Here is a 26,227-nt window from a genome sequence, read left to right on the forward strand (position 1 = left end):
CAACAATTGGAATTTGGAATTTAAATTATTGAAATTTAGAATTTACACTGCTACATCATATTCACGCAATGCATTATTCAGCGACGTTTTCAAGTCAGTTGAAGGTTTACGAGTTCCAATAATTAAAGCGCAAGGCACTTGAAAATCGCCAGCAGCAAACTTTTTAGTATAACTTCCAGGAATCACGACTGAACGAGCAGGAACAAATCCTTTTCTTTCGACAGGAGTTTCTCCAGTAACATCGATGATTTTTGTAGAAGCGGTCAAACATACATTTGCACCAAGAACGGCTTCTTTTCCAACGTGAACGCCTTCAACAATAATACAACGAGAACCAATGAAAGCACCATCTTCAATAATTACGGGTGCTGCTTGTAAAGGTTCTAAAACACCACCAATTCCAACACCACCACTCAGGTGAACGTCTTTTCCAATTTGGGCACAACTACCCACAGTTGCCCAAGTATCTACCATCGTTCCGGAATCAACGTAAGCACCAATGTTTACATAACTTGGCATCATAATTACGCCGCTAGCTATAAAAGCGCCATAACGAGCTGATGCTCCCGGAACCACACGAACTCCTTTTTCGGCATAATCTCTTTTTAATAACATTTTGTCGTTGTATTCAAAGATTCCAGCTTCTAGTGTTTCCATTTTTTGAATTGGAAAATACAGAACAACTGCTTTTTTCACCCATTCGTTTACTTGCCAACCCTCATCAACAGGCTCGGCAACGCGCAATTTTCCTGAATCTAATAATTCAATGACCGCTCTAATGGCATCAGTTGTTTTTGTTTCTTGTAACAAAGCACGGTTTTCCCAAGCTTGTTCTATTGTGGATTGTAAATCGTTCATTTTGTTAAAATTTTGAGCAAAGATAGGATTTTTAACCAAAAGCAAAAAGTCAAATCGAATTGAAAATGTTATATATTTGTATTTTAAATTGATTCATTATGGAAACAATCAGATTAGAATTTCAGCCCAACATAAAAGCCAAAATCTTGGAATTATTGAGTTCGTTCTCTTCGGATGAATTGAAAATAGTTTCCGAAAGACCAACTTTTGAGGATGAAAAAAGAATGCTTCAGTCCAGAATTGATAAAATTAATGATGGTACTGCTGTGTATTCTACTTTTGAGGAACTAGATGTTTTACTTGAAAAAACAATTTCAAAATATGAGGATTAAATTAACTATTGAATTTAATTATGATTTGAATGATATAGTTGATTTTATTTCAAAAGATAAACCTGTTGCTGCGAGGAAATTCAAAATTGAATTAATAAAAAAGATACAAAAAGATTTGAAACAACCTTTTCTATTCAAAAAATCAATTTATTTTGAAGACGAGAATATTAGAGATTATGTTTTTAAAGGTTATACAGTTGTTTTTAAGGTTGGTAATGACCTTGAACTTGTTTCAGTTATAGCAATTTTGAAACACAGAAATTCCCTATAAATAGAAAATTATGGAAACAATCAGATTAGAATTTCAGCCCAACATAAAAGCCAAAATCTTGGAATTATTGAGTTCGTTCTCTTCGGATGAATTGAAAATAGTTCAGGAAGATTTGGATTTTGATGAAAATAAGAAAAAAATAGCTAAAGCTTACGCTAAACTTAAAAGCGGTACTGAGAAAATGTATTCGATAGATGAAGTTGATGCAATTTTAGACAAAACATTTTCGGAATATGATAGTTAGTATTTCCAATGAATTTCTAAAATTATTGACAGAACAAGTTCGTTACATATATAAAGACAAACCACGAGCAGCATTAAAATTCAGGAAAGATTTACTTAAAATTATCAAAAAAGACTTAAATCAACCTTTTCATTTTAAGAAATCCAGATATATTGATGATGAAAATATAAGAGATTATGTTTTTAAAGGATATGTAGTTATTTAAGAGATTGATATTGAAAAGAATATAGTTTCTGTCTTCGGTTTCATAAAGTATAAAGACTCCTTATAAATGCCAAGAATTCTCGCCATAGATTACGGACAAAAACGCACCGGAATAGCCGTTACCGATGAACTGCAAATTATTGCTTCAGGTTTGACGACGATTTCATCCGCAACGGCGATTACTTTTTTAAAAGATTATTTTTCCAAAGAAAAGGTCGAAGCAGTCCTCATTGGTGAGCCAAAACAAATGAATGGTCAACCTTCGGAAAGCGCTTCCATAATAAAAGGATTTGTGACTCATTTTACCAATCATTTTCCAGATATGAAAGTCATTCGAGTAGATGAACGCTTTACTTCAAAAATGGCTTTTCAGTCGATGATTGATAATGGAATGAGCAAAAAACAACGCCAAAACAAAGCACTTATCGATGAGATTTCGGCAACTATTATGTTGCAAGATTATTTGACCCGAAAAACTTTCTAAAAACTACTGCTTACACTTGTGTTTAAGATTTCATCAGAACATTTGTTGTTTTTACAATATTTTCAGATAAATTGACAAGCCAAATAAGTTGTTCAATAACCAACTGTGCTTCTTGCATTTTTAATTGAAATTCACCATCGTCCATTGGAATTCCCTCTTTTAATTCGCTTGCACGAATGTTTTTTAGTTCTGTGAATCGAATTTCCAAATCAGCTTTATCTGTGTTTTCGGTTTCATTAATAGGCTTTTCATTCAAAAGATTGATGGCATTATCTAGGTTTTTCGTTACAGCATTCACCACTACATTAAATGCCTTGGAGGCAGAAGTTGTTTTATGAGATTGAATATAGGTGCCCAATGAAGCAGACGAGGCTAGTAAAGTATGGTTCAGTACAGCTAGTTTATAAACCTGTGGAAGTTGTTTTTGCTTTGATTTTGGTTCTTGAGCCATCCTTAGAAATGAAGACATCAAATTTCCAATTTCTATAAAAGCATTTTTTCGAGCCAATCGATACGAAGTTGAAACATCACTTTTTTTGTTATATAAGATGGATATCTCTTTTAAATAATTCTGGTTGGCTTAGATGGAATTTTTAAAATAAATTGGAATATTTAAAAATTCCCACGATGGCCATAAAAAATGATTAGTAAGAAACGCTAAACTACTTCCAACGAGCGTGTCTATGATGCGGTATTGAATAACGTCCTCTATATTTGGCGTCAATAAACCATATACAAAAACAATATACATAGTAACAAATGTTGCACTGATTTTATAATTGGTGTGTGTAAACGAAAATCCCAACAGTATGGAAATGATAGTTAAAGTACTTATAGCTATGTCATTGTGAATGAAGAATAGAATTCCAAAAGCGATTAGTCCTCCTACAATTGTTCCAAATATTCTATCAAATGACCGTGTTTTTGTCAACCCATAACCAGGACGCATAATCACAACTATCGTGAGTAAAATCCAATATTCGTTATGAAAAGCAAGAACTTTACTAAGGATAAAACCCAACAATATCGTTACCGTCAATCGCAAAGAATGCCTGAAAAGGGTAGAGGAAAAACTTAAATTTTCGAATAAAGTACTCCATACATAATATTGAGGAGTAAGGAATTTTTCTAAATCTTTATCTCTGCCATTAAATTCGTAGGAACTAAGTTTAGAGGCAAATGCCCGCTGAATAATTTTGATTTTTTCTACTTGTTTTTCGGCATATTGCAACATTGTAGTCAACATAAAAACGCCTTCATAAGCATCATTTTTTTCCGAGTTATTGCTATAATGAGTAATGGCGACTTCCAAGGCATTTAAGTCTCGGATTAAATTTGTTTTGGGGATGTAATTGCTTTTGTTTTTTACACTTTTGGAGAGTTTTTTTAAATTAGAAGCAAGATTATAGGCCAAAGTTTGATAAGTGAGCAATACTTCAGGATGTTTTTCAAATTTTTGGTGTAATTTGTTATGATCAAATGAAGTGGAAAGCGCCAGTTCCATTATTTCTACTAGTGAGACGAAAACGATGAGTAGTTTCCTGTTTTGGTTTGATGTCCCAGAATAATCGCTAATCAATACTTCTCTAATGTTTTGATGAATGTCATTCAATTCGACTTGCAGATGCAATTGCATTTCAATAATTGCTTTTCTATCAGCAGTAGGAGACCAAAGATCACCTCTTAATTTCAAATATTTTGCTGTTAATTTGAGGCATTCTGCTATTTGCATTTCGAGATAGCGATACGGTCTGATAAAATTAAAAAGAAGAGATATCAAAAGGTAAAATAGACCACCACCTAATAAAAGTAAGGCGTGTAAAAACATTTCCCAACCTGAATTAATATGTGCAAATGCTAATGAAACCGACAGCAAAGCAGAAAATGAAACCATAGTTGCTCGTTTTCCAAATACAGAAAGCATCGAAAGGAAGAAAACAGCCGTCACCAAAAATGGATAAAAAATACACGGATAGGGAGATACAATAGTAATCAATAAATTAGTTCCGGAAATCAGTAAAGCGGTAACTGTAACTCCTCTAATTTTGTCTTTTAAACTACTGGGAATATCACTAGGATAGGTTAAAAATGCACCAAGGGCAATAGTAAAACCTATCTGAAAATTGCCAAAATACGTAAACAATAAAACAGGCAAAACTGCTGCAATAGTTATTTTCAATGCATTGGTAAAATAAGAACTGTCTGTAAATTTTTGAATTTTTCTTATCATAAATTACGTATTGTCTACAAAGGTAAGAATTGTGTGATTTTAACACTACTATAACTGACTTAGATTTAAAACAAAATTTAAATATCAGGTCAGTATAATCGCATGTCTATTTTTTTGTTATTTTTGCGGACTGAAATAAGGAGAAAGAAATTTTGAATTGGCAGTACATAATACTTAATACAACACTAATGATTTTACCGATTGTAGGATATGGCGATCCAGTTTTAAGAAAGGTTGGAGAAATTCTTTCACCAGAATATCCCAGCTTAAAGGAAACAATTGCGAATATGTATGAAACCATGTATAATGCATATGGCGTTGGTCTTGCAGCACCACAAGTAGGATTGAGTGTTCGTCTATTTGTAATTGACACCACTCCTTTTGGAGACGATGACGATTTACCAATCGATGAGCAAAGACAATTGAAAGGTTTCAAACGCACTTTTATCAACGCCAAAATGTTGAAAGAAGAAGGCGAAGAGTGGGGTTTTAACGAAGGTTGTCTTAGTATTCCTGACGTTCGTGAAGATGTTTTTAGACACGAAAAAATCACGATTGAATATTGTGATGAAGATTTCAACGTAAAAACGGAAGTTTTTGATGGTTTGATTGCACGAGTGATTCAACACGAATACGACCATATAGAGGGGATTTTGTTTACTGATTTGATTTCGTCATTAAAGAAGCAATTAATCAAGAAAAAATTGCAAAATATAATGGATGGCAAAACCAGACCCGATTATAGAATGAAATTTTGCAATAAAAAAGGAAGATAAAATAATTTACGAATTTGGATTTACGAATTACGATTTTCATCAATAACCAAACAAACGAATAATTAAATACATATTTATAAAAATGAATTTAGAAAAAATATTATCAATTTCAGGAAAGCCAGGTTTATACGCACTAAAAGTTCAAACACGTACAGGTTTTTTAGCTGAATCTTTAGTGGACGGAAAAAAAATCAGCGTTGGCTTGAAAGTTAACGTAAGTTTATTATCTGAAATTTCAATTTATACTTTTAATGCAGAAAAACCTTTGACGGAAGTAATGCGAAACATTGCTATCAAAGAAAATGAAGGTCCAGCGATTTCCCACAAAGAAGACAATGCTACTTTAGTTGCCTATTTTACGGAAATCCTCCCAGAATATGATTCGGAACGAGTATATCCTTCTGATATTAAAAAAGTATTGAGTTGGTATAATTTACTTCAATCCAAGGGATTGGTTTCTAAAGAGGAGCCTAATCCCGAAATTTCGGGAGCGAACGCTGCAGAAATCAAAGAAAAAGTAGTTGAAGAAGTAGTTGCTGAAAAAGCTCCTGCCAAGAAATCAAAAGCCAAGAAAGCATAATTTAACTTTCTAAACTATATTTTAATCCTGTCACGATGTTTTCCTGACAGGATTTTTTTTATCTCTGAATATAAAATGTTATAATAATGTTGTAACTTTGCTCTTATTTTTTAATTTATGGAAACAAATATCATTACAATAGGAAATTCAAAGGGGATTATTATTCCTTCTAAACTGCTAAAAATTGCAGGCTTTAAAAGTGTCGTAAATTTAGAAATTAATGAAGGCAAATTAGTGATTAGTCCATCAAAGAAAGTTCGTGAAGGATGGGGCGAATTGATAAAAATGGAAATTGATAAAAATGGACAACCTAATTTGTTGATTCCTGATTTTTTTGATGATGAACAAGAAAATGATTGGCAATGGTAAAGCAATATGAAATTTATTGGGTTGCTCTTGACCCCACATTAGGAAGTGAAATCAATAAAGTAAGACCTTGTTTAGTAATTTCTCCAAATGAGTCAAATCAATTTTTGAACACCGTTTTAATAGCTCCAATTACTTCAAAAATTAGAAATTTCCCAATGCGATTGGGAGTTGTCTTAGAAAATAAAAACGGACAAATTTGTTTTGACCAAATTCGATGTATTGATAAAATTAGATTGAAAACTAAAATTGCGGCACTCGCAAAGAATGATGTAGAAAAAGTAAAAAATGTATTAAAAGAATATTTAGTTAACTAATGAACTCCAAACAAAAACAACTTCAAGCTTTCGAACGATTATTGAATATTATGGACGATTTGCGAGAAAAATGCCCTTGGGACAAGAAGCAAACAATCCAATCGTTAAGACATTTGACTATCGAAGAAACCTATGAGTTGGGCGATGCAATTTTAGATAATGATTTAAACGAAGTAAAGAAAGAGCTAGGCGATTTATTGCTGCACATTGTTTTTTATGCCAAAATAGGAAGTGAAACCAATGATTTTGATATTGCCGATGTTTGCAATGAAATATGCGATAAACTTATCCATCGCCATCCCCATATTTACAGCGATGTTGTGGTAAAAGACGAGGAGGAAGTCAAACAAAATTGGGAAAAACTAAAGCTAAAAGAAGGTAAAAAATCCGTTCTAGAAGGTGTTCCAAGAAGTTTACCAGCATTGGTAAAAGCCAGTAGAATTCAAGATAAAGTTAAAGGTGTAGGTTTTGATTGGGAAGAACCGCATCAAGTTTGGGATAAAGTGCAAGAAGAGTTAGCAGAACTTCAAGTGGAAGTTGAAGCTGGTGATCAAGATAAAATGGAATCTGAATTTGGCGATGTGTTATTTTCGATGATCAATTACGCTCGATTTTTAAATATCAATCCCGAAGATGCTTTGGAGCGAACCAATAAAAAATTCATTAAAAGATTCCAATACTTGGAAAGCAAAGCAGGCGAATTAGGCAAACCTTTAATGGATATGACTTTGGCAGAGATGGACATTTTTTGGAACGAAGCCAAAAAATTGTAATCGAAAATCTTTGATTTTCAAATATTTCAATTTTTTGGAACGAAGCCAAAAAATTGTAATTGAAAACGAATAGTTAAATTTGAAAAAGAAAAAATAACTTATAAAATATCGGCAATTCGCTTCAGTTTTGCACTATCCTTAATCACTATTTTTTTACCACTTAATTCAATCCATCCATTTTTATTAAAATCGGATAGCAATCGAATGCAACTTTCAGTAGCAGTTCCAATCATTCCGGCCAATTCTTCGCGAGACAACTGAATCTGCAGTGCCCCATCTTCGTTCTTTCCGAAAGTATCCTCGAGATAGACAAGAGTTTCTGCAAGTCGTTCTTTAACTGTTTTCTGAGAAATAGAAACCATATGATCACTTGTTTCTTTCAAGTCGCCACAAATCGTCTTCATTAAATTTCTTGAAAACTGGTTGTTGGTGTCGAAAAAGCTCAAGACTTCATTTTTTGGAATATAACAAACTTCCATATCTTCAAGAGCTACAGCACTTAAATTAGCAGGCTCCTCACTAATCAAGGTCCTTTGCCCTAATAATTCTCCTGCTTTAACTAATTTCACAATTTGATCTTTTCCGTTGGCGCTTAATTTTGACAGTTTGCAAACTCCAGAAGTGACGCAATAAATACCGTTAACACTATCTCCTTCTTCAAAAATGTGTTCTCCTTTTTTGATAATTCGGGAAGTCTTACATTCAGCAAGTTTTATCAATTCATCTTTATTAAGAGCTTTTAAGGAGCTGAGTTCTCTAACAATACATTGTTCACATTTACCCATAAAAATAGAATTAATCACGTTTAAGCAAATTTACAATTTTATATGATAATTATCATAACTTTTAACTTCTTGTGATGGTAAATTTGTTTTTGTAAATTAAACAAAACTAGACCTATGCAAAACTGTTTCCATTGTGGATTGGATATTGTAAAAGAAGATGAGCTTTTTTTTGATGAAAAACTTTTTTGTTGTAATGGTTGCAAAACCGTGTACGAAATTTTCAGTCTTAATGACATGACCTGCTATTATGATTTCGAAAAGTCTCCTGGAGCAACTCCGCAAGATATAAAAGGAAAATATGATTTTTTAGACAACGAAAATATCGTTTCGAAACTTTTGGAATTTCGTGAAGATAAGACAGCTATTGTATCACTGAATATACCTCACATTCATTGCAGTTCGTGTATTTGGATTCTAGAAAATCTTCAAAAGTTGCAAAAAGGAATTAGTACTTCAAAAGTTAATTTTCCCGAGAAGAAAGTTAGAATTACTTACAATTCCGAAGATGTTTCACTTAAAACTATTGTGCTTTTATTGAGTTCTATTGGGTATGAACCCTATATCAGTTTAGAAAATTACGAAACGGGCAAAAACAACGTCGATAGAAGTTTAACATATAAACTAGGCTTGGCATTCTTTTGTTTTGGTAATATTATGCTACTTTCTTTTCCCGAATATTTTGAAGTCAAGGAATTTTGGTTAGACACTTATAAACCTTTTTTCCGTTGGTTAATTTTTGCCTTGTCGCTACCGTCTTTTTTATATTCTGCCAGCGGCTATTATGTTTCGGCATACAAAAGCATCAAAACTGGAATGTTAAACATTGAAATTCCAATTGCTTTAGGAATCATCATATTTTTTGTCCGAAGCACTTTTGATATCATAATGGATTATGGTTCCGGTTTTTTCGACAGTTTAACTGGATTGATTTTCTTTATGCTTTTGGGCAAAATGTTCCAAATCAAAACCTATAGTTTCCTGAGTTTCGAAAGAGATTTCAAGTCTTATTTTCCAATAGCAATTACAAGAATCAATAGTGATACTTCTGAGGAAAGTGTCCCTGTTTACGATATTCAAAAAGGCGACAGATTACTCATTAGAAATCAAGAATTGATTCCGGTCGATGGTATTTTAATCTCTGATAAAGCTGAAATTGATTATAGTTTTGTTACAGGAGAAGCGATTCCTATTGCCAAAAAATCAGGTGATAAAGTTTTTGCTGGCGGAAAGCAAATTGGTAAAGTAATCGAAATGGAAGTTTTGCACTCGGTTTCCCAAAGCTATTTGACGCAATTGTGGAGCAACGATGTTTTTCAGAAAAATGTAGAACAAAGGCATAAATCTATTACGGATACCATTAGTCGTTATTTTACGCCAATACTTTTATTAATCGCTTTTGCCGGATTTGGTTATTGGAGTTGCATTGATGCCAATATTGCTTTCAATGTTTTTACAGCCGTTTTAATTGTGGCTTGTCCTTGTGCCTTGGCATTGACGGCACCGTTCACGATGGGTAATGTTTTGCGAATTCTGGGAAAAAAGAAATTCTATCTTAAAAATGCATTGGTAATTGAACAATTGGCAAAAGTAGATACCATAGTTTTTGACAAAACAGGAACGATTACGACTAATAAAAAATCGAATATTTCTTATTCCTCCCCCAACCCCTCCAAAGGAGGGGAGCCGAAAGTAGAAGAGATTGAACTAAATTTAATATTGATAAAAAACGCACTTCGTGGATCAAACCATCCATTGAGTAGGATGTTATATGACTTTTTGCCTGAAATTAAAATATTAAAAATAGATGATTTTGAAGAGATTGCAGGGAAAGGTATTGAAGCAAAAATAGAAGGAAATATAATTCGAATTGGTTCGGCAGAATTTTGTGCACCTCCTTTATCCGTTTCTGCTCCCTCTCCTTTGGAGAGGGTTGGGGAGAGGACTTCGGTTCACATCAAAATCAATGAAGTTTATTTTGGAAAATACATTTTTAATAATCAATACAGAGAAGGTTTAGCAGCACTTTTTAAGAATTTAAGTGCCCATTATCAAATTAAGGTTTTGTCGGGGGATAATGAAGGTGAACGTGCGTCATTGGAAAGTATTCTACCCAAAAACACCGAATTAATTTTTAATCAAAAGCCAGAACAAAAACTGGAATTTATAAAAAGACTGCAAGAAGAGGGCAAGAACGTAATGATGGTGGGAGATGGGCTAAACGATGCTGGAGCTTTGGCACAAAGTAATATAGGGATTTCGATCTCGGAAAACGTCAATGTTTTTTCGCCTGCCTGCGATGCCATTTTAGATGCCAATGAATTCGAAAATTTGAATTATTTTTTAAAATTGTCTAAAAAAGCTATCAAGACAATCAAGATGAGTTTTGCATTATCACTTTTATATAATGTAATTGGATTGTCATTTGCCATAAGCGGAAATCTACAGCCATTAGTAGCAGCTATAATAATGCCTTTGAGCACAGTTACTATCGTGAGTTTTGTGACAGTGATGAGTAGTTATTATGCAAGTAAAAAATAGAATTATATAACTTTTTAGAATTATTGCACTTTAATTTTGGGACTATTTTTATGATTACTTTTTAAGTGGATATGACAAATGTCATATTTTATTAAAACAGCCGTGAGTATTTTTGTCGATATAAATGTAAGATATGAGTGTTATTTATTTACTAATTTCCATCAGCATACTAGTAGCTATGGTCTTTTTTATTGCATTTATAATGGCAGTGAAGAAGGGGCAATATGATGATGATTATACTCCTTCAGTTCGAATGCTTTTTGATGATGAACTTGTCAAAAAAGTTAAGAGTGCAGCGCTGAAAAAGTTAAGCGATGATGAACAAACCCTTAACCTTTAACAAATAACATATAACCTTTTAACAAATAACTATTTATGGAAATGCAACAGTTTTATTATGATAACAAAATTGTAAAGAAATTCATTTACGCCACCATTGTTTTTGGTGTTGTGGGAATGTTAGTAGGGCTAATTTTGGCCATAATGTTTCTTTTCCCAAATCTTACCGATGGTATTTCATGGTTGAGTTTCGGTAGACTGAGACCTTTACATACCAATGCGGTAATTTTTGCCTTTGTTGGAAATGCAATGTTTGCCGGGGTTTATTATTCTTTACAACGACTTTTAAAAGCCAGAATGTTCAGCGACTTCTTAAGTAATTTGAATTTTTGGGGTTGGCAGTTAATTATTGTTGCAGCAGCCATTTCTTTGCCATTAGGTTACAGTACTTCCAAAGAATATGCTGAATTAGAATGGCCAATAGATATTGCCATTGCCTTAATTTGGGTAGCTTTTGGTGTCAATATGATTGGAACTATTTTAAAAAGAAGAGAGCGTCATTTGTATGTTGCTATTTGGTTTTACATTGCCACTTTTGTAACTGTTGCTGTTTTGCATATTTTCAACAGTTTAGAATTGCCAATATCCATGACAAAAAGTTATTCAGTTTACGCTGGAGTTCAAGATGCTTTGGTTCAATGGTGGTACGGTCATAATGCAGTTGCTTTTTTCTTAACAACTCCATTTTTAGGATTGATGTATTATTTTGTTCCAAAAGTGGCGAATCGTCCGGTGTATTCTTATAGATTGTCAATTGTTCACTTTTGGTCTTTGATATTTTTATACATCTGGGCTGGACCACACCATTTGTTGTATTCTGCCTTACCAAATTGGGCACAAAATTTAGGGGTTGTGTTCTCTATTATGCTGATTGCTCCATCTTGGGGAGGTATGATTAACGGATTGTTGACTTTAAGAGGAGTTTGGGATAAAGTGCGTGAAGAGCCAGTTTTAAAATTCTTCGTTGTGGCTATTACAGGTTACGGTATGGCTACTTTTGAAGGGCCAATGTTATCTCTTAAGAATGTAAATGCAATTGCACATTACACCGACTGGATTATTGCTCACGTTCACGTTGGAGCATTGGCTTGGAATGGATTTATGGCATTTGGTATGATTTATTGGTTGATACCGAGAATGACCAAAAGCACACTATATTCTTCTAAATTAGCCAATTTCCATTTTTGGATTGGAACCTTAGGAATTATACTTTATACACTTCCAATGTATGTTGCTGGTTTTACACAAGCTTCAATGTGGAAACAATTTAACCCAGACGGAACATTAACGTATGGTAACTTCCTAGAAACGGTAACTCAAATTATGCCAATGTACTGGATGAGAGCCATTGGCGGAACATTATATCTTATAGGAATGTTGGTTTTGGTTTACAATATTATTCAAACCGTAAGAGTTGGTGCAACCATAGAAGATGAATTAGCGGAAGCTCCAGCATTACAAAAAATTAATACAGGAAGAATCAAAGGCGAGAAATACCACGCTTGGTTAGAAAGAAAACCTATCCAATTAACCATTTTTGCGGTGATTGCCATTCTTATTGGTGGAATCGTTCAAATTGTTCCAACCATTATGATCAAATCTAATATTCCAACAATTGCTAGTGTAAAACCCTATTCACCTTTAGAATTGCAAGGTCGTGATTTATATATTCGTGAAGGATGCGTAGGCTGTCACTCGCAATCAGTTCGTCCTTTCCGTAGTGAAGTGGAACGTTATGGACCACAATCCAAAGCGGGAGAATTTGTTTACGATCACCCATTCCTTTGGGGTTCTAAACGTACAGGACCGGATTTATTAAGAGAAGGTGGTAAATTCAACGACAATTGGCATTTCAATCACTTTTGGAGTCCACAAAGTATTTCGGCAGGTTCTATTATGCCAGCTTACAAATGGTTGTTTGACAATGAAGCTATGGATATTTCAATGACTGAAATGAAAATGAAAGCGATGCAAACACTTGGAGTTCCATATACAGATGCTGATATTGCTAATGGTCAGAAAAATTTAAGAGCGCAAGCTATTCAAATTGAAGAAAGTTTGAAAAACGACCCTGACTTTGTAAAAAGTTATAAGTATAGCAAAGAAAAAGCCGAGGCTAGAGGTGAAAAATTTGTTCCAATGAATGAAAGAGAAATTGTGGCGCTAATCGCATACATACAAAGACTTGGAACTGATATCAAAGTAAAAACTACTAAATAAGAGTAATTATGTTCGAGCAAATTAAACATAATATGGAAACTATCGAAGGTATTGAGAGTTATCCTGTAACAGCTTTACTCATTTTCTTTCTCTTTTTTGTTGGACTTGCCTTTTGGGTTTTTTCTTATAAGAAAGATAAAATTGAGGAAATGAGTCAAATTCCTTTGAAAGACTAAAACCAAACCCAATGTATAATTTTCAAAAATAGATATAAAATGAAAAAATTAATCCCATCATATATTAGAGTTCTTGTCGTTTTCTTTGCGGTATTTGCTGCAATGGAATATTTCATAGATTCAGGAGATAGACCAGCATTTTTAAAATTTCCATTGGTGGCTCTCTTTTTATTAGTATTTCTGTTCTTATTGATAGCGATAGAAGTTACTGTAAATGCAGTTGATACCATAACATATCAATTGCTAACTGAAGAACAGAAAGCCAAATTAGAAGAAGTAAAAGAGGTGACTTTCACAGATAGTGCTACATACAAAAAAGTATTAGATTTCTTGCTTAAACCAAAACAAAACGATGATGAGGAGCAATTACTGCTACACCACGATTATGATGGCATCAAAGAATTAGATAATAATTTGCCGCCTTGGTGGGTGTATTTATTCTATGGTTGTATCATTTTTGCAGCGGTATATTTAGTTCGATTTGAAATAATGGGAGGCGATAATCAAGAAATGGAGCTTAAAAAAGAAATGGCTCAAGCCCAAATTGATATTGCTGAATATAAGAGGACAGCTCCAGATTTAATGGATGAAAATACAGTTACTTTGTTGACAGATGCTGCATCACTATCGGCTGGTAAAGCCATTTTTACAGCTAATTGCATACCTTGTCACCGAGCCGATGCCGGTGGACAAATTGGTCCCAACCTAACTGATGAATATTGGATTTTAGGAGGTGGAATAAAAAATGTTTTTCACACTCTAGTAAATGGTGGTAGAGATGGAAAAGGTATGATTTCGTGGAAAGGAACATTGAAACCTAAACAAATGCAAGAAGTGGCCAGTTATGTGTTGTCTTTAAAAGGAAGTAATCCAGTTAATCCAAAAGCTCCAGATGGAGAAGTTTGGGTGGGTCCAACAGTACCAGAAAAAGCACCCAAAAATCCTACAAATCTAAGTAGTACAGCAATAAAATAGTGCTATTTTTTATGAGTAGAAAATAATTTTTAAGTTCATAATCTTTGTCAAAGTCACTAAACTTGATAAAGATTTTATGACTAAATAAAGATCCCAAAAATGCCAAAATTACCAGACCAATATTTCAGAGATACCATCGGAACCATTGATGAAAACGGAAATAGGAAATTTATTTTTCCCAAAAAACCTTCCGGAAAATTTTATGATTACCGAAAGTGGGTGAGTTACGTTTTGTTGCTTATTTTGGTTGCAAATCCTTTTGTAAAAATCAATGGTAACCAATTTATGATGTTCAATGTTTTGGAAAGAAGATTCAATATTTTCGGATTTCCATTTTGGCCACAAGATTTTTACCTCTTTGTAATATCGATGATTGTTGGTGTTGTTTTCGTTATATTGTTTACGGTAATTTTTGGGAGAATATTTTGCGGTTGGATTTGCCCTCAAACTATTTTTCTCGAAATGGTTTTCCGCAGAATTGAATATTGGATAGAAGGCGATCGAGGGGCGCAAATTCGGTTAGAAAAACAAGAATGGAATGCAGAAAAGATTAGAAAAAAAGCCATAAAATGGAGCATATTTCTGATAATTTCTTTTGGTATTGCCAATGTTTTTCTCGCATATCTTGTTGGTAGCGACAAATTAATTGTAATGATCGAGGATGGTCCAGAATCTCATACCAGCACCTTAATTTCTTTATTTATTTTTACTGGAGTTTTCTACTTTATTTTCGTTTGGTTTAGAGAACAAGTTTGTATTATTGCTTGCCCTTACGGAAGATTGCAAGGCGTATTATTAGATAATAAATCCATCAATGTAGCTTATGATTTTGTTCGAGGCGAAAAGGAATTAGGCAGAGCCAAATTCAATAATCAAGAAGACAGGGCAGCTACCGGAAAAGGAGATTGTATTGATTGCAAACAGTGCGTGCATGTTTGCCCTACAGGAATTGATATTAGAAACGGAACTCAGTTAGAATGTATTAATTGCACGGCTTGCATCGATGAATGTGATACCATAATGGAAGGAGTTGGCTTGCCAAAAGGATTAATTCGATACGCCTCAGAGGATGAAATCGAAAAAAAGGCGAAGTTTAAATTTACGGCAAGAATGAAAGGTTATTCGGCTGTATTGTTTATTCTTATAGGGGTATTAGCTGGATTATTGTTCTTGCGAACTGATGTTGAAGCTGTTTTTTTAAGACTTCCAGGACAGTTGTTTCAACACAAAGGAGACAACATTAGCAATATTTATACTTTTAAGGTTATCAATAAAACCAATAACGATTTCAATGATATTCATTTTAAATTAGTTGGAATAAAAGGAACTTTAAAAGTTGTTGGTGAACAAGATTTAAAAGTGCCAAAACAAGGCATGAAAAGTGGCACTGTGTTTATAGAAATCAATCATTTTTTGTTGGAATCCGACAAAACAAAACTAGAAATAGAAGTTTACGATGGCAATAAAAAAATTGAAACAACTAAAACTAGCTTTTTAAGTCCCCGAAGTTTTGATTAAAGCCCCCGAACCCCCCAAGGGGGAACTATTATTGTGAATAAAAAATAAATTTATAAAAAATGGAAAATAATAACTTAAACAAACAAAATACTCCCGTTGGAGTTCCCCCTTCGGGGGCTAGGGGGCTAAATTGGGGAACAGGAATCGTAATTGCTTTTGCATTATTTATTACTTTTATTTTATATTTTATAATCAAAGTACAAATGGATTCTAAATACGACAACGAATTGGTTGTAGAAGAATATTATAAGCATGATGCTAAATTTGGTGATGAAATGGCAAGAGTTCAAAATGCTCAAGATTTGCCACAAAAGCCGACAATAAATAGTGCTTCGGAAGGAATTATAATAGTTTTTCCAGCCGTTTTTGTTTCAAAAGAAATAAGAGGGAAAGTCTCTTTTTACCGACCATCAGACAAAAAATTTGATTTTGAAATTCCTATTTCCCTTTCTAATTCTGCGATGAATATACCCAAAGAAAGATTATTAGGCGGCCGTTGGGATATTAATATGGAATGGCAATATGATGGCAAACCATATCTCACTAAAGAGGTTATTTATATAAATTAAAGATAATAGAAAATAGACGAAAAGAGAATAGATACTTTATCCTTTAACACAGCTTCTTTCGTCTATCAGTCTATTATCTATCAGTCTATTATCAAAAAAAATGCTCTACACTGCTTTCATCTTCGGTTTAATCAGTAGTTTTCACTGCATCGGAATGTGTGGTCCAATTGCTATGATGTTGCCTGTAGATCGAGATAATCAGGCCAAGAAAGTTACCCAAATCATAACCTATCATTTAGGAAGATTGACGGCGTATGCATCTATCGGTTTAATTTTTGGACTGCTGGGAAGAGGTTTGTATTTGGCTGGATTTCAACAAAAAATGTCGATATTTATTGGTGTTGCAATGATTGCTTTTATTCTAATTCCAGAAAAGGTTTTGTCCAAATACAATTTTTCGAAACCGGTTTTCAAATTGATTTCAAAAATCAAGGCAACATTGGGGAGTCAGTTTAAAAACAAGAGTTACAAATCCCTATTTACGATTGGTTTATTGAATGGTTTTCTGCCTTGCGGAATGGTTTATGTTGCGCTATTTGGTGCAATAGCAATGCAAAATGAGTTTTATGGCGCTCTATATATGATATTATTCGGATTAGGGACAGTTCCTATGATGAGCAGCGTGGTATATCTCAATTCATTTTTAACAATTTCGATGCGAAATAAAATTCAAAAATTCATCCCATTTGTTGCGATTATTATTGGTGCATTGTTTATCTTGAGAGGATTAGGACTTGGTATTCCTTACTTATCGCCATCAGATATGAGTTTGTTTGTACAATCAGCTTCTAATTGTCATTGATTATTTTTTTAAACCGTCATCGAGAATAATTTTGTACCTGGTGTTTTTCTTTTTAAACGCAAGTCAAATGCCATACAGATATTTCGGATAAAGGGTTTTCCAGCATTGGTCACTTTAATTCCATTTTTTTCGATAATGACCAATCCATCATTTTCCATTTCCTTCAGTTGGATAATAATTTCAGGAACTTCTGGAAAATAATTGGCTTCATCTAGCCAACAGGTTTCAAAATGGCACATCAAATTCAAGATGTGTTTTCTAATAATAAGGTCCTCATTTGTCAATAGATGTCCTCTTAAAATAGGTAATTTATCTGTTTTCAAAATTTTATAGTACGCCTCCAATTCTTTTACGTTTTGAGCAAAACTATACCAACTATCGCTAATAGACGAAACGCCTAAACCTATCATTAGTTGGGTTTTAGACGAGCTGTAACCCATAAAATTACGGTGTAATTTTCCGCTTTCGAAGGCTTTATATAATGTATCGCTTTTTAAAGCAAAATGATCCATACCAATTTCGTAATATTCATTTTCGAAAAGCAAATCCTTACCCACTTCATAAAGCTTTCGTTTCGCTTCATCTTTAGGAATATCTTCGTCGTTAAAGCCGCGTTGTCCGTTTCCTTTAATCCAAGGTACGTGAGCGTAACTATAAAATGCCAATCGATCGGGTTGCAGCGAATTAGTTTTTTCGATAGTGTCAATTATGTCGTCTATTTCTTGAAATGGCAATCCAAAAATAATATCGTGACCTATAGAAGTATAGCCAATTTCCTTAGCCCAAAAGGTAACTTTGGCCACATTATGAAAAGGTTGGATGCGATGAATCGCTTTTTGAACTTTTTCAGAATAATCCTGAACACCAAAACTTACTCTTCTAAATCCTAAATCATATAATTTTTGCAAATGTGCTCGGCTTGTATTATTAGGATGACCTTCAAAACTAAATTCATGATCTTTCGCTTTTTCGGCATAAAGAAAAATACCATTGATTAAATCCTCCAAATTTTTTGTCGAGAAAAAAGTGGGCGTTCCTCCACCCAAGTGAATTTCTTTTATGATTGGTTTTTCTTCTAGAATATTGCAATAAATCGCCCATTCCTTCAAAACAGCTTCTACATAAGGGTTTTCGACTTCGTGGTTTTTAGTAATTCGTTTGTTGCAACCGCAAAAAGTACACATACTTTCGCAAAACGGTAAATGAATGTATAAGCTCAGTCCTTCTTCCGAATTGCTTTCAGCAAATGATTTTTTTAAAGTGTCAATCCAGTTTTGATAGACAAAATCTGCCTCATCCCAATATGGGACTGTCGGATAACTTGTGTATCTTGGTCCAGGTACATTGTATTTTTGAAGGATTGAGTTTTTCATGGAACACAGTATTTTTTTCAATAATCAAAAGTAGTATGCAATTGTTAAAATTAAAATGATAATTATCATATTTCATTTTTGCGCAAAAAAAAACCTCATTCACTTGGTTTTGAATGAGGTTTTAAAATTGATTTTATAGGATTTAAACTTGATTTAAATTTCTAATTTGTTTCAGTTTATCCTTTAAAATTTCCATTTCTTCTCTGTGTTTTTCAATATTCTTGCGAACTTCTAGCACAATCGAGTTCTCTTTTTTAGCATTACGAGTATTGGTAAAAAACTGAATGTTATTCTCCAACTGAAAAATTTCATTCTTGATTTCATCAATTTTACGCATTAAGAAAATTTTCTCTCCTTCTAGTTTTTTCGTATCATTATTGTCCGATAATTGATCCATTCTATTAGAAAAACGCATCATTTCTGAATCTTTTTTACTCAAACTTAATTTTTCGAACAACGCGTCAAGTACTTTGTTGAATTTACCTTCGATGTGTCGTCTTGCGAATGGTACTCTTCCAAACTTTTTCCAAGTTTCAATATGTAATTTTATAGCAGCTAAATCTGTACTATGATCGCCAGACATCTGAAAATCTCTTAGTGTTTCCAGATAGGCTTTCTTATTGTCAAAAGCTTGTACTTCTTCACTGTTTTCCTCATTTTTTTGCTCTTTTAATTTGTCAAAATAATGATTGCAAGCGTCCTTGAATTCAATCCAAATTTTGTCAGAGTATTTTCTTGGCACGTGACCAATTTGTTTCCACTCTTCTTGAATTTGTTTCATTACAGGCGTAGTCATGGCAAAATCACTGCTTTCCTGCAGTTCTTTGGCTTTGGCAACAAGTGCTATTTTGCGGCTTAAATTGTTGTTTTGATCTTTTTTGATGTCTTTATAAAACGAGTTTTTGAAAGAATTAAAATTTCTCACTGCCGTTTTAAAAGCTGCCCAAGTTTCTTCATTTACTTCAGCGGGTACTTTCCCAGCAGAGAAAAAGGCAGTTCTCAAGGCTTCCACTTTTTCAATTTGGTTCAGCCATTGTGCGTGAGCATTTACTTTTTCGGTGGCCAATACTTCAATTTTGGCAATTATTTCTTTTTTCTTTTCTAAATTCTCCAGTTCAGTTCCTCTCATTTTTTCGAACAAAACTTCACGTTTGTCATGCATTTGTTTGGTTAAATCGCTAAACTTATTCCAAATTTCATCACGATGTTCTCTAGAAACTGGACCGATATCTTCTTTCCAAATTTTGTGTAAATCCTGTAATTCGCGAAAGGCTTTGTTGATATCTGCTTCGTTTACCAATTCCTCTACACGAGCAACAATTTTTTGTTTTTGTTCCAGATTATGTTTAAAATCAAGGTCTCGCGCTTCTCTGTCAAGGTGCAAATAGTCATAGAAATTTTCTACGTGAAAATGATAATTATTCCAAACGTGGTTGTATTTGTCTTTCGGAATTGGCCCTGCATTTTTCCATCGTTCTCTTAAATCATTAAAATGTTTAAAAGTATCTTTAAGGTTTTCCTGCGGATTGATAAGCTCTTTCAACTCTTCGACAATCGCCAATCTGTTTTCTAAGTTCGTTTTCAGGTTGGTTTGTAAACTTTTGAAATGTGTATTTTTATTGTCTCGATACAACGAATACAATTGGTCAAATTGTGTTTTTAGAGGAAAATGATAGGTAAATTCTTCAGTTGTGTCTGGGTTTTCAGCAAGAAATTCCTCTTTTTTCTCTTCTAGAAGATGGTGATATTTTGATAAGAATGATTTTTTAATTTCTTCGATATGGTCTTTTACCGACATCACTTTTTCATTGGTAACCAAATTTTTCAATTCGACAATAAGTGATTCTAATGAAAGAGCATCGTAATCCAACATCAGAATATCGTGACGTTCTTTCAAGGTTTCGTCTTCACTTTCTTCAGCATTATTGTCGGCAATGGCGTCGATAATGGTTTCTGTTTCAGACATTTTTGTTTCAGCAATATGCTCGCTTTCCGCATCAACAGGTTCAACTGATTCAGTTTCGATGGTCTGAGGAACTTCAATTTCATTTACAATTGGAGTTTCAGGAACTTCAATAGTTTCATTTTCGGGTTCTACATTACTTTCTACAATTGTTTCACCTTCTTCCTCGGCCAAATCGGTAGTTTCAACTGTCTGCATATCATCTAAAACTGTTGTTTCTGCTGATGCCGTTTCAACCGAACTGTTTTCTAAATTTCCATCTGCCTCAAGCAGGTTATCATTCTTTTCTTCTAACATTTTGTCAATGTGTAAGGGTTCATTTTTTTTTCGAGTGCGAAAGATAGTAAAGGATGTTCAAAATTCAAAGGAATTCCTTGATTTATAGTAGTTTTATGTTCAGGAATTGATTTGTCAAAAAAGCTATTTCGCACTTAAAGGGTGTTAATTTAAAAGTAATATATACGAATTTTTAAAAAACTTGAACTTAAATGTAATGAATTGCATATTTTGTTAAGAATCTTAAAATTAAACAATTTTCGGAAAAACAATCAGTAAAAATGACTCGGGAACTTCGGAACCGTTTATTTTGTGACATTAAAAAATGTGTAATACAAATTAAGGTACACACCATTTGGTGCAGTTCGTAGCATAGAACTTGCTAATTCTTGTCGGTAAGCCAAATCAATTCGAGCTTGACTATTAATTATAAATTGAATGGCAGGAACCACATCAAGATAGGATTTCCCATTTTCATTGATGGTTTGTCCAACAAATTCAATCATTAAATTAATGTTGGTTTGTTTATAACTCGTATATTTTTTAGGATACATTAATTTTCCAAAAGACAAAGTATAATTGGTAGCATTATCTCCTAGCGAATTTGGAAAAGGATTTTTCGAGGTATTATCAAACGCTTTTTCAAAACTTAGAGACGAACTTATGGCAACTTTTTTTATCAATTTTGTAGCGACTATTCCTGTTTCATAACCTGAATTGTGTCCCATAATTTCAATTTGATCTTGATGAATATCCGAGTTATTGAAACTATACCTACCAAAAGCGGCTAATCTAAAATGACTGTTTAAATCATCGGATGAGAAAAAGCGGTATTTGGCAAAAACACTTCCACCTTCAGTCACTAAACTAGCATTTCTATTACTGACAAAAGCGGTAGCTCTAAACATCAAACTTTTGTTTAAACCATAAGTTACTTCGGGCATAATATGATAATTATAGCCTGACTCGAACTTTTCTTTAAACAACAGCTGCATAGCATTAATGGCTAAAGAATTTGCAGGAACATTGCTGGCTGGATCGGTCAGTACAAAAAGTTCCTGACTAAAACTTTTTTGAAATCCAAGAAGGATTAACAAGAAGAGTATTTTTCTCATTAATTCAAGATTTTAATATGAAAATCATCTTCATTATTAGCAAGGTAGGTTTCCAGTTTTTTCAATGATTTTGATAATTTTTTATACTCTTTGTCAGTAACATAACCTTTATCTAAAACTTGAAAAGTAACCTCTTCTGAATCAATAGTTTTAGCATCAACTACTATGTACTTTTCATTTTTTATTGCACTAGTCTTTGATGTAAGCACTAATGAACCAATGGAAAAACCTGCTTTTTCAACACTTTGCTTAAAAGTAGTAGGACTTATTGTGTTGTTTTCCTTTAAGGTAACTGTAAAAGTATTAGTGTTCAAATCGGTTGCCACATTGGCTACTTCTGGCAACGCTTTTAATTGTTTATTGATGGCATTGGAACACATAGAACAGGTTAAGCCAGTTGCTCTAATTTCTGCTTTACTAATTTGTGCATTTGCATTTGAGAGACTCAATAACGCTAATGCGAGTAGTGTTACATATTTATATGATTTCTTCATTATTATCTTTTTAATAAAGTATTAATTTCAGCTTTTGTTGGGTTGATCGCGATTAGAATTCCTGTAGTATCAAATAAAAATTGACTTGGTAATACTTCAACACCAAATAAAACAGCAGTTTTTGCATCAAATCCATTCGGATCGTGTACTTGTGTGTATTTGACGCTGTCTTTTTCAATGGATTTTTTCCACTTTTCGATATCAGTATCTACAGAAATACCTACAATTTCAAATTTTGAACTGTCTATTTCTTTATGAAGTTGAACTAATTCTTTGTTTCCTTTTCTACACGGAGCACACCAAGAAGCCCAAAAATCAATAAGAACATATTTGTTTTTGAATGATATACTCGAAACTTCTTCATTATTGGCATTTTTTAAAGTAAAAATTGGCAAAGAGTCACCAACTTTTACTTGTGCTTGTATACTAAAAGAAAGAAAGAATAAAAACAAGATTCCCTTTTTCATTCTGCTATTATTTGATTGTTTCCACAACTTTCCCACAACTTAACATCATAGATCCAAAATACGGATTCTTAATATTATTTTCTTTGCTTAACCAATTCGCGCCTTGTCCATCATTTGCCATAGGGCAAAATTGATAATAAACTACTTTATCCGATTTAGAAACTTTAATTAATTCGTAGATTGAATTAGAAAGTGTGTTAAAAGAACCTCTTTGTTTTTTTGTATCAGTGCTCTCTGAAATTGCTGTAGCATCTTTTTTCAAATTTTCTACAACCTTCATCCAAACTATATGAACATCCATTTTTAATTCGCCCATTTTTATAGCATTTATTGATGCTACTAGTTCTTTTGCAGCTGCTGAAGCCGTTGTTCCATCCGTTTTTACCAGCGCCTCTTTAAGAGAAAAATAGTTTTCATAAACAGCATTTAATTGATTCGTTTTTGGTTCTTCGTTTGTTTGCATAACAGAATGATCGTGATTAGCATGTTCATCTGTAATAGCCATTGTTTGAGTTTCTGGTTTTACTGGAACTTTTGCAACTCGATCATATTGGCAGCAACCGTGCAGATTATTATATACGTCATCTGGAGCAAGAAATTTATCACTATCATAGCCTACGATAGCAATTCTTTTTAGGATCTCATCTTGATTGGTTTTTTTAGAATCATAGGTTAAAGTAGCCATACTAGAGTCTTGATTCCAATCGACTTTTGCTATTTTTTTTATGTTTCCTGCTTGTTCAATTTTAGATTTGCACATGCCGCAGTTTCCGTAGACTTTCACGGTTTCGGTTTTTGCGTTTTTAATTTGTGCATTTAGTGTAGTTGATAGCACTAACAAAAGGACTATCATTAAAGTATTTAACGATTTTTTCATTGTAAATGGATTTCTGAAACAGTAGGTTTCGGTTATTTTAAAAAAATATTGAGATTTCAACAACAGAAAGCTGTTGATAAATAGCCGTAAGTGTGGCTGTAAAAGATTGGTTTTAGCTTATTTTTGGTATTAGCCAAACGCTAGAAAAACCCGAGGAAATAAAGGTTTTCGAATTATAAAATTTTGATTTTTCAGATGAAAAATCGCAATTAGGGCTATTAAAATCGGTTTCAAAAGTAGAAATCAAACTAAAATTTATGGAAGTCGAACTCGTACAGTTGGAGTGACCACATTTTCCGCCACAACTATTGTCTTTGTCTTTTGAGTCTCTGCCATTACAACAGTCTTTTTTTTCTGTTTTAGAAGTGGTTTCTTTTTTGCAACAGGATTTTTCGGTTTTACTTCCACACGCATAACTCAAAGTTGGCGACAAAAAGAAGCCAAGTGTTAGAATTATAAGTAGTATGTGTACCCTTTTTTTCATTTGGCAAATATAAAAGATAATTTTAAAATAGTATGTTAATTTTTTAGCACGTTTTTTCTGGGATTTGTTCAAGGGTATCATATAACGTTCTTGGAATTTTGAGAAGGCTATTTTGCTTTTGAAAAAACTACCTGTTAGCGTGAAGCTATTGTAGCTGTTAATGTTCCTCTAAGATAAAGTTTCTTGCGAAACGTAAAAGTGAACATACCGCAAAACTCGCACCCGAGCGAAGCGAACTGACGAAGTAATTGCGACAAACGCCTGCTAATAGATGGTTTTTACACTAATTGGAGCACTCAAACTTGACCAGTTTCACACTTTTCAGCTTCGCTTTTAATTTTATGCTTACTTTGTGAGGAAGATTTGTGCGTAAACATTTTTCTACTTTGAGTTTTTCTGAAAATAGTTCTTTATTCTTCAAAAAAATTCGAGCGAAGCTCGATATTTATATTCTTAAACGGTGCGATGTTCGGGCAATATTTTTACGCATTACTTTCTGATACATTTTGGGTTGAAAGTTTGGTTTCTTTAGCAGCAAATTTTAATACGTTTTAAAAAACTAAAGGCTCAAAATTTACCCAGAATCATTGCAATCACTACGAACGAAGTTCCGTCGCTTCAAGCAGTTGCAAACTTCAGAACTGATTATTCTCCGTTATAAATAAAAATTCTTGCGAAATAAAAACATTCGGCTTGAACAAATTTCGCAATAGCACAAAAACGCTGTTGTGCGGTCACTTTTTTTAATCGTTAATTCTATTTTTTATATCCATTTTTTCGTGCAAAATTCTCACAACTTCCATTTCGGTATTTTCTATTTTTTTACAAAAAACCAAATGCGATTTCACTTTTGAATATCGATAATCTTTTCGAATGCTTCCAAAATCTTTGGTTGTTTCAAAATTTTCTGCGACAAATTCTATTTCATCCATTATCAAATTATAATATCGATTCGCTTGTTCAACCGACCAATTTTCAGCCGTATATATCCAAATAGTATTCAAATCGTCTAAAGCTTTTTCACTTATTACATATTCCGCCATTACTTTTGGAAATTTTCGTTCAACCGTTTTAGATTTTCTGTTCGGTTAAAATTTCGAATTTTCCCACTTTTTTCCCCAAGTTCTAATTCCGCAATTAGAGATTTAGTTTGAATTTCTTCCTGTTCAAAATGTCTCAAAGCAGTTCTGACAACTTCGCTTACCGAATTATATTTTCCTGTTGCAATTTGTCTGTTTATAAAATCTTCGTAATATTCTCCAATTAAAATTGATGTATTTCGTGCCATAATTTTATATTTTTTACAAATATACCAATTTATGGTATTTATTAATAATTTCGCTATTATTTTGTGGGTTTTCTGTCGCTCGAAAGTGTCGCTCAACTTGAGCTGGTCTTTAAAACCTCCGTTTTTTTTAAATTGAATTGTAAAATCAAGTAAATATAATAGTTTAAACTTTAAATAAATATTTTTTTTAAAGTGTCTGATTTTGTTTTTGGAACTTTTATTTCGCCGAAAGGTTTAAAATTGGCTTTAAGAAACGGCGGTAGATTACGCCAAAGGATTCGAAGAGGCTGGGAAAAGCCGCATCAGCCATTGCGCCAAACCGCTGTTGAACTAAACCTTCGGTAGCACTCGCGCTGATTTAGTACCTTTCAAAGATAATTAAAACTTTGAAAATATGACTACAAAAAAAAGCATCCAGATTTATTAAGAGAGAATAAAATTCTCAACCAAGCAAAGCGAGAAGTTCCGGGATTTGAGGAACTATTGGCTCGTTTTGAGCGCACGGTTTCGGTATTGGGACGAAGCCAAAGCAC

General features: G+C 33.3%; 31 protein-coding genes. 18 read left to right on the forward strand and 13 right to left on the reverse strand.

Annotated elements, in window-relative coordinates:
* Positions 1–42: 42 nt before the first annotated feature.
* Positions 43–858 (reverse strand): 2,3,4,5-tetrahydropyridine-2,6-dicarboxylate N-succinyltransferase, encoded by an 816-nt coding sequence (locus RMO83_RS07585; RefSeq protein WP_310559073.1) that lies wholly within the window; start codon positions 856–858, stop codon positions 43–45.
* A gap of 98 nt (positions 859–956) precedes the next feature.
* Between RMO83_RS07585 and RMO83_RS07590 the strand changes: the two genes are divergently transcribed.
* The 5 genes from RMO83_RS07590 to ruvX all read left to right on the forward strand — a co-directional run bounded on the left by RMO83_RS07590 (position 957) and on the right by ruvX (position 2,393).
* Positions 957–1,190 carry a hypothetical protein gene (locus tag RMO83_RS07590; protein WP_310559074.1) on the forward strand — a complete coding sequence of 78 codons (234 nt, stop codon included), beginning with the start codon at positions 957–959 and terminating at the stop codon, positions 1,188–1,190.
* Positions 1,180–1,461, forward strand: coding sequence for a type II toxin-antitoxin system RelE/ParE family toxin (locus RMO83_RS07595; protein ID WP_310559075.1), 282 nt, complete (start codon positions 1,180–1,182; stop codon positions 1,459–1,461). The genes RMO83_RS07590 and RMO83_RS07595 overlap by 11 nt, the downstream gene beginning before the upstream one ends.
* 10 nt (positions 1,462–1,471) lie before the next feature.
* Entirely contained in the window at positions 1,472–1,705 is a 234-nt protein-coding gene (locus tag RMO83_RS07600; RefSeq protein ID WP_310559076.1) for a hypothetical protein, read from the forward strand.
* Positions 1,695–1,910: a type II toxin-antitoxin system RelE/ParE family toxin gene (locus RMO83_RS07605; RefSeq protein WP_310559077.1), complete on the forward strand. Its 216-nt coding sequence runs from the start codon at positions 1,695–1,697 to the stop codon at positions 1,908–1,910. The genes RMO83_RS07600 and RMO83_RS07605 overlap by 11 nt, the downstream gene beginning before the upstream one ends.
* 66 nt (positions 1,911–1,976) lie before the next feature.
* Complete coding sequence (gene ruvX, locus RMO83_RS07610; RefSeq protein ID WP_310559078.1) at positions 1,977–2,393, forward strand: Holliday junction resolvase RuvX; 417 nt, start codon at positions 1,977–1,979, stop codon at positions 2,391–2,393.
* A gap of 22 nt (positions 2,394–2,415) precedes the next feature.
* Here the strand turns inward: ruvX and RMO83_RS07615 are convergent, their stop codons facing one another.
* Entirely contained in the window at positions 2,416–2,862 is a 447-nt protein-coding gene (locus tag RMO83_RS07615; protein ID WP_310559079.1) for a hypothetical protein, read from the reverse strand.
* Between the two features lie 111 nt (positions 2,863–2,973).
* Entirely contained in the window at positions 2,974–4,623 is a 1,650-nt protein-coding gene (locus tag RMO83_RS07620; RefSeq protein ID WP_310559080.1) for an FUSC family membrane protein, read from the reverse strand.
* Positions 4,624–4,811: 188 nt separating this feature from the next.
* Between RMO83_RS07620 and def the strand changes: the two genes are divergently transcribed.
* The 5 genes from def (at position 4,812) to mazG (ending at position 7,435) form a co-directional block, all read left to right on the forward strand.
* Positions 4,812–5,399 (forward strand): peptide deformylase, encoded by a 588-nt coding sequence (gene def, locus RMO83_RS07625; protein WP_310559081.1) that lies wholly within the window; start codon positions 4,812–4,814, stop codon positions 5,397–5,399.
* An 82-nt stretch (positions 5,400–5,481) separates the two neighbouring features.
* Positions 5,482–5,979: a DUF5606 domain-containing protein gene (locus RMO83_RS07630; protein WP_310559082.1), complete on the forward strand. Its 498-nt coding sequence runs from the start codon at positions 5,482–5,484 to the stop codon at positions 5,977–5,979.
* Between the two features lie 117 nt (positions 5,980–6,096).
* Complete coding sequence (locus RMO83_RS07635) at positions 6,097–6,348, forward strand: AbrB/MazE/SpoVT family DNA-binding domain-containing protein (protein WP_310559083.1); 252 nt, start codon at positions 6,097–6,099, stop codon at positions 6,346–6,348.
* The gene (locus RMO83_RS07640; RefSeq protein WP_310559084.1) at positions 6,342–6,662 is read left to right on the forward strand and encodes a type II toxin-antitoxin system PemK/MazF family toxin; all 321 of its coding nucleotides are present in this window, start codon (positions 6,342–6,344) and stop codon (positions 6,660–6,662) included. The genes RMO83_RS07635 and RMO83_RS07640 overlap by 7 nt, the downstream gene beginning before the upstream one ends.
* The gene (gene mazG, locus RMO83_RS07645; protein ID WP_310559085.1) at positions 6,662–7,435 is read left to right on the forward strand and encodes a nucleoside triphosphate pyrophosphohydrolase; all 774 of its coding nucleotides are present in this window, start codon (positions 6,662–6,664) and stop codon (positions 7,433–7,435) included. Before RMO83_RS07640 ends, mazG begins: the two co-directional genes overlap by 1 nt.
* Before the next feature lie 98 nt (positions 7,436–7,533).
* Here the strand turns inward: mazG and RMO83_RS07650 are convergent, their stop codons facing one another.
* Positions 7,534–8,220: a Crp/Fnr family transcriptional regulator gene (locus RMO83_RS07650; protein ID WP_310559086.1), complete on the reverse strand. Its 687-nt coding sequence runs from the start codon at positions 8,218–8,220 to the stop codon at positions 7,534–7,536.
* 114 nt (positions 8,221–8,334) lie between these two features.
* On the opposite strand from RMO83_RS07650, the gene RMO83_RS07655 reads away from it, so the two are divergent.
* The 8 genes from RMO83_RS07655 (at position 8,335) to RMO83_RS07690 (ending at position 17,357) form a co-directional block, all read left to right on the forward strand.
* Positions 8,335–10,758 carry a heavy metal translocating P-type ATPase metal-binding domain-containing protein gene (locus tag RMO83_RS07655; protein WP_310559087.1) on the forward strand — a complete coding sequence of 808 codons (2,424 nt, stop codon included), beginning with the start codon at positions 8,335–8,337 and terminating at the stop codon, positions 10,756–10,758.
* A gap of 133 nt (positions 10,759–10,891) precedes the next feature.
* Positions 10,892–11,098: a cbb3-type cytochrome oxidase assembly protein CcoS gene (gene ccoS, locus RMO83_RS07660; RefSeq protein WP_310559088.1), complete on the forward strand. Its 207-nt coding sequence runs from the start codon at positions 10,892–10,894 to the stop codon at positions 11,096–11,098.
* A 35-nt stretch (positions 11,099–11,133) separates the two neighbouring features.
* Positions 11,134–13,317 carry a cytochrome-c oxidase, cbb3-type subunit I gene (gene ccoN, locus RMO83_RS07665; protein ID WP_310559089.1) on the forward strand — a complete coding sequence of 728 codons (2,184 nt, stop codon included), beginning with the start codon at positions 11,134–11,136 and terminating at the stop codon, positions 13,315–13,317.
* An 8-nt stretch (positions 13,318–13,325) separates the two neighbouring features.
* Positions 13,326–13,493, forward strand: a complete 168-nt coding sequence (locus RMO83_RS07670) for a CcoQ/FixQ family Cbb3-type cytochrome c oxidase assembly chaperone (protein WP_310559090.1) — start codon at positions 13,326–13,328, stop codon at positions 13,491–13,493.
* A 39-nt stretch (positions 13,494–13,532) separates the two neighbouring features.
* Positions 13,533–14,468 (forward strand): cbb3-type cytochrome c oxidase N-terminal domain-containing protein, encoded by a 936-nt coding sequence (locus tag RMO83_RS07675; protein WP_310559091.1) that lies wholly within the window; start codon positions 13,533–13,535, stop codon positions 14,466–14,468.
* A 99-nt stretch (positions 14,469–14,567) separates the two neighbouring features.
* A complete protein-coding gene (ccoG, locus tag RMO83_RS07680) occupies positions 14,568–15,986 on the forward strand; it encodes a cytochrome c oxidase accessory protein CcoG (protein ID WP_310559092.1) in 1,419 nt (472 codons plus the stop codon).
* A gap of 59 nt (positions 15,987–16,045) precedes the next feature.
* Complete coding sequence (locus RMO83_RS07685; protein WP_310559093.1) at positions 16,046–16,555, forward strand: FixH family protein; 510 nt, start codon at positions 16,046–16,048, stop codon at positions 16,553–16,555.
* 100 nt (positions 16,556–16,655) lie between these two features.
* Positions 16,656–17,357, forward strand: coding sequence for a sulfite exporter TauE/SafE family protein (locus RMO83_RS07690; RefSeq protein WP_310559094.1), 702 nt, complete (start codon positions 16,656–16,658; stop codon positions 17,355–17,357).
* Positions 17,358–17,365: 8 nt separating this feature from the next.
* On the opposite strand, the gene hemN is transcribed toward RMO83_RS07690, so the two are convergent.
* From hemN to RMO83_RS07735, 9 genes are all read right to left on the reverse strand, one after another.
* Complete coding sequence (hemN, locus tag RMO83_RS07695; protein WP_310559095.1) at positions 17,366–18,730, reverse strand: oxygen-independent coproporphyrinogen III oxidase; 1,365 nt, start codon at positions 18,728–18,730, stop codon at positions 17,366–17,368.
* Between the two features lie 142 nt (positions 18,731–18,872).
* Positions 18,873–20,696 (reverse strand): DUF349 domain-containing protein, encoded by a 1,824-nt coding sequence (locus RMO83_RS07700; protein ID WP_409025005.1) that lies wholly within the window; start codon positions 20,694–20,696, stop codon positions 18,873–18,875.
* A gap of 578 nt (positions 20,697–21,274) precedes the next feature.
* A complete protein-coding gene (locus RMO83_RS07705) occupies positions 21,275–22,084 on the reverse strand; it encodes a hypothetical protein (RefSeq protein WP_310559097.1) in 810 nt (269 codons plus the stop codon).
* Entirely contained in the window at positions 22,084–22,578 is a 495-nt protein-coding gene (locus RMO83_RS07710; RefSeq protein WP_310559098.1) for a heavy metal-associated domain-containing protein, read from the reverse strand. Before RMO83_RS07710 ends, RMO83_RS07705 begins: the two co-directional genes overlap by 1 nt.
* A 2-nt stretch (positions 22,579–22,580) precedes the next feature.
* Positions 22,581–23,045 carry a TlpA disulfide reductase family protein gene (locus RMO83_RS07715; RefSeq protein ID WP_310559099.1) on the reverse strand — a complete coding sequence of 155 codons (465 nt, stop codon included), beginning with the start codon at positions 23,043–23,045 and terminating at the stop codon, positions 22,581–22,583.
* 7 nt (positions 23,046–23,052) lie between these two features.
* Positions 23,053–23,922, reverse strand: a complete 870-nt coding sequence (locus tag RMO83_RS07720; protein WP_310559100.1) for a DUF3347 domain-containing protein — start codon at positions 23,920–23,922, stop codon at positions 23,053–23,055.
* Positions 23,923–24,034: 112 nt separating this feature from the next.
* Positions 24,035–24,406, reverse strand: coding sequence for a hypothetical protein (locus RMO83_RS07725; protein ID WP_310559101.1), 372 nt, complete (start codon positions 24,404–24,406; stop codon positions 24,035–24,037).
* Positions 24,407–25,149: 743 nt separating this feature from the next.
* A complete protein-coding gene (locus RMO83_RS07730) occupies positions 25,150–25,449 on the reverse strand; it encodes a type II toxin-antitoxin system RelE/ParE family toxin (protein WP_310559102.1) in 300 nt (99 codons plus the stop codon).
* Complete coding sequence (locus RMO83_RS07735; RefSeq protein WP_310559103.1) at positions 25,449–25,694, reverse strand: type II toxin-antitoxin system ParD family antitoxin; 246 nt, start codon at positions 25,692–25,694, stop codon at positions 25,449–25,451. Before RMO83_RS07735 ends, RMO83_RS07730 begins: the two co-directional genes overlap by 1 nt.
* Positions 25,695–26,227: the final 533 nt, after the last annotated feature.

Origin of the sequence: Flavobacterium sp. (assembly GCF_031423415.1) — a bacterium.
In the GTDB taxonomy this organism is placed as follows: Bacteria; Bacteroidota; Bacteroidia; order Flavobacteriales; family Flavobacteriaceae; genus Flavobacterium.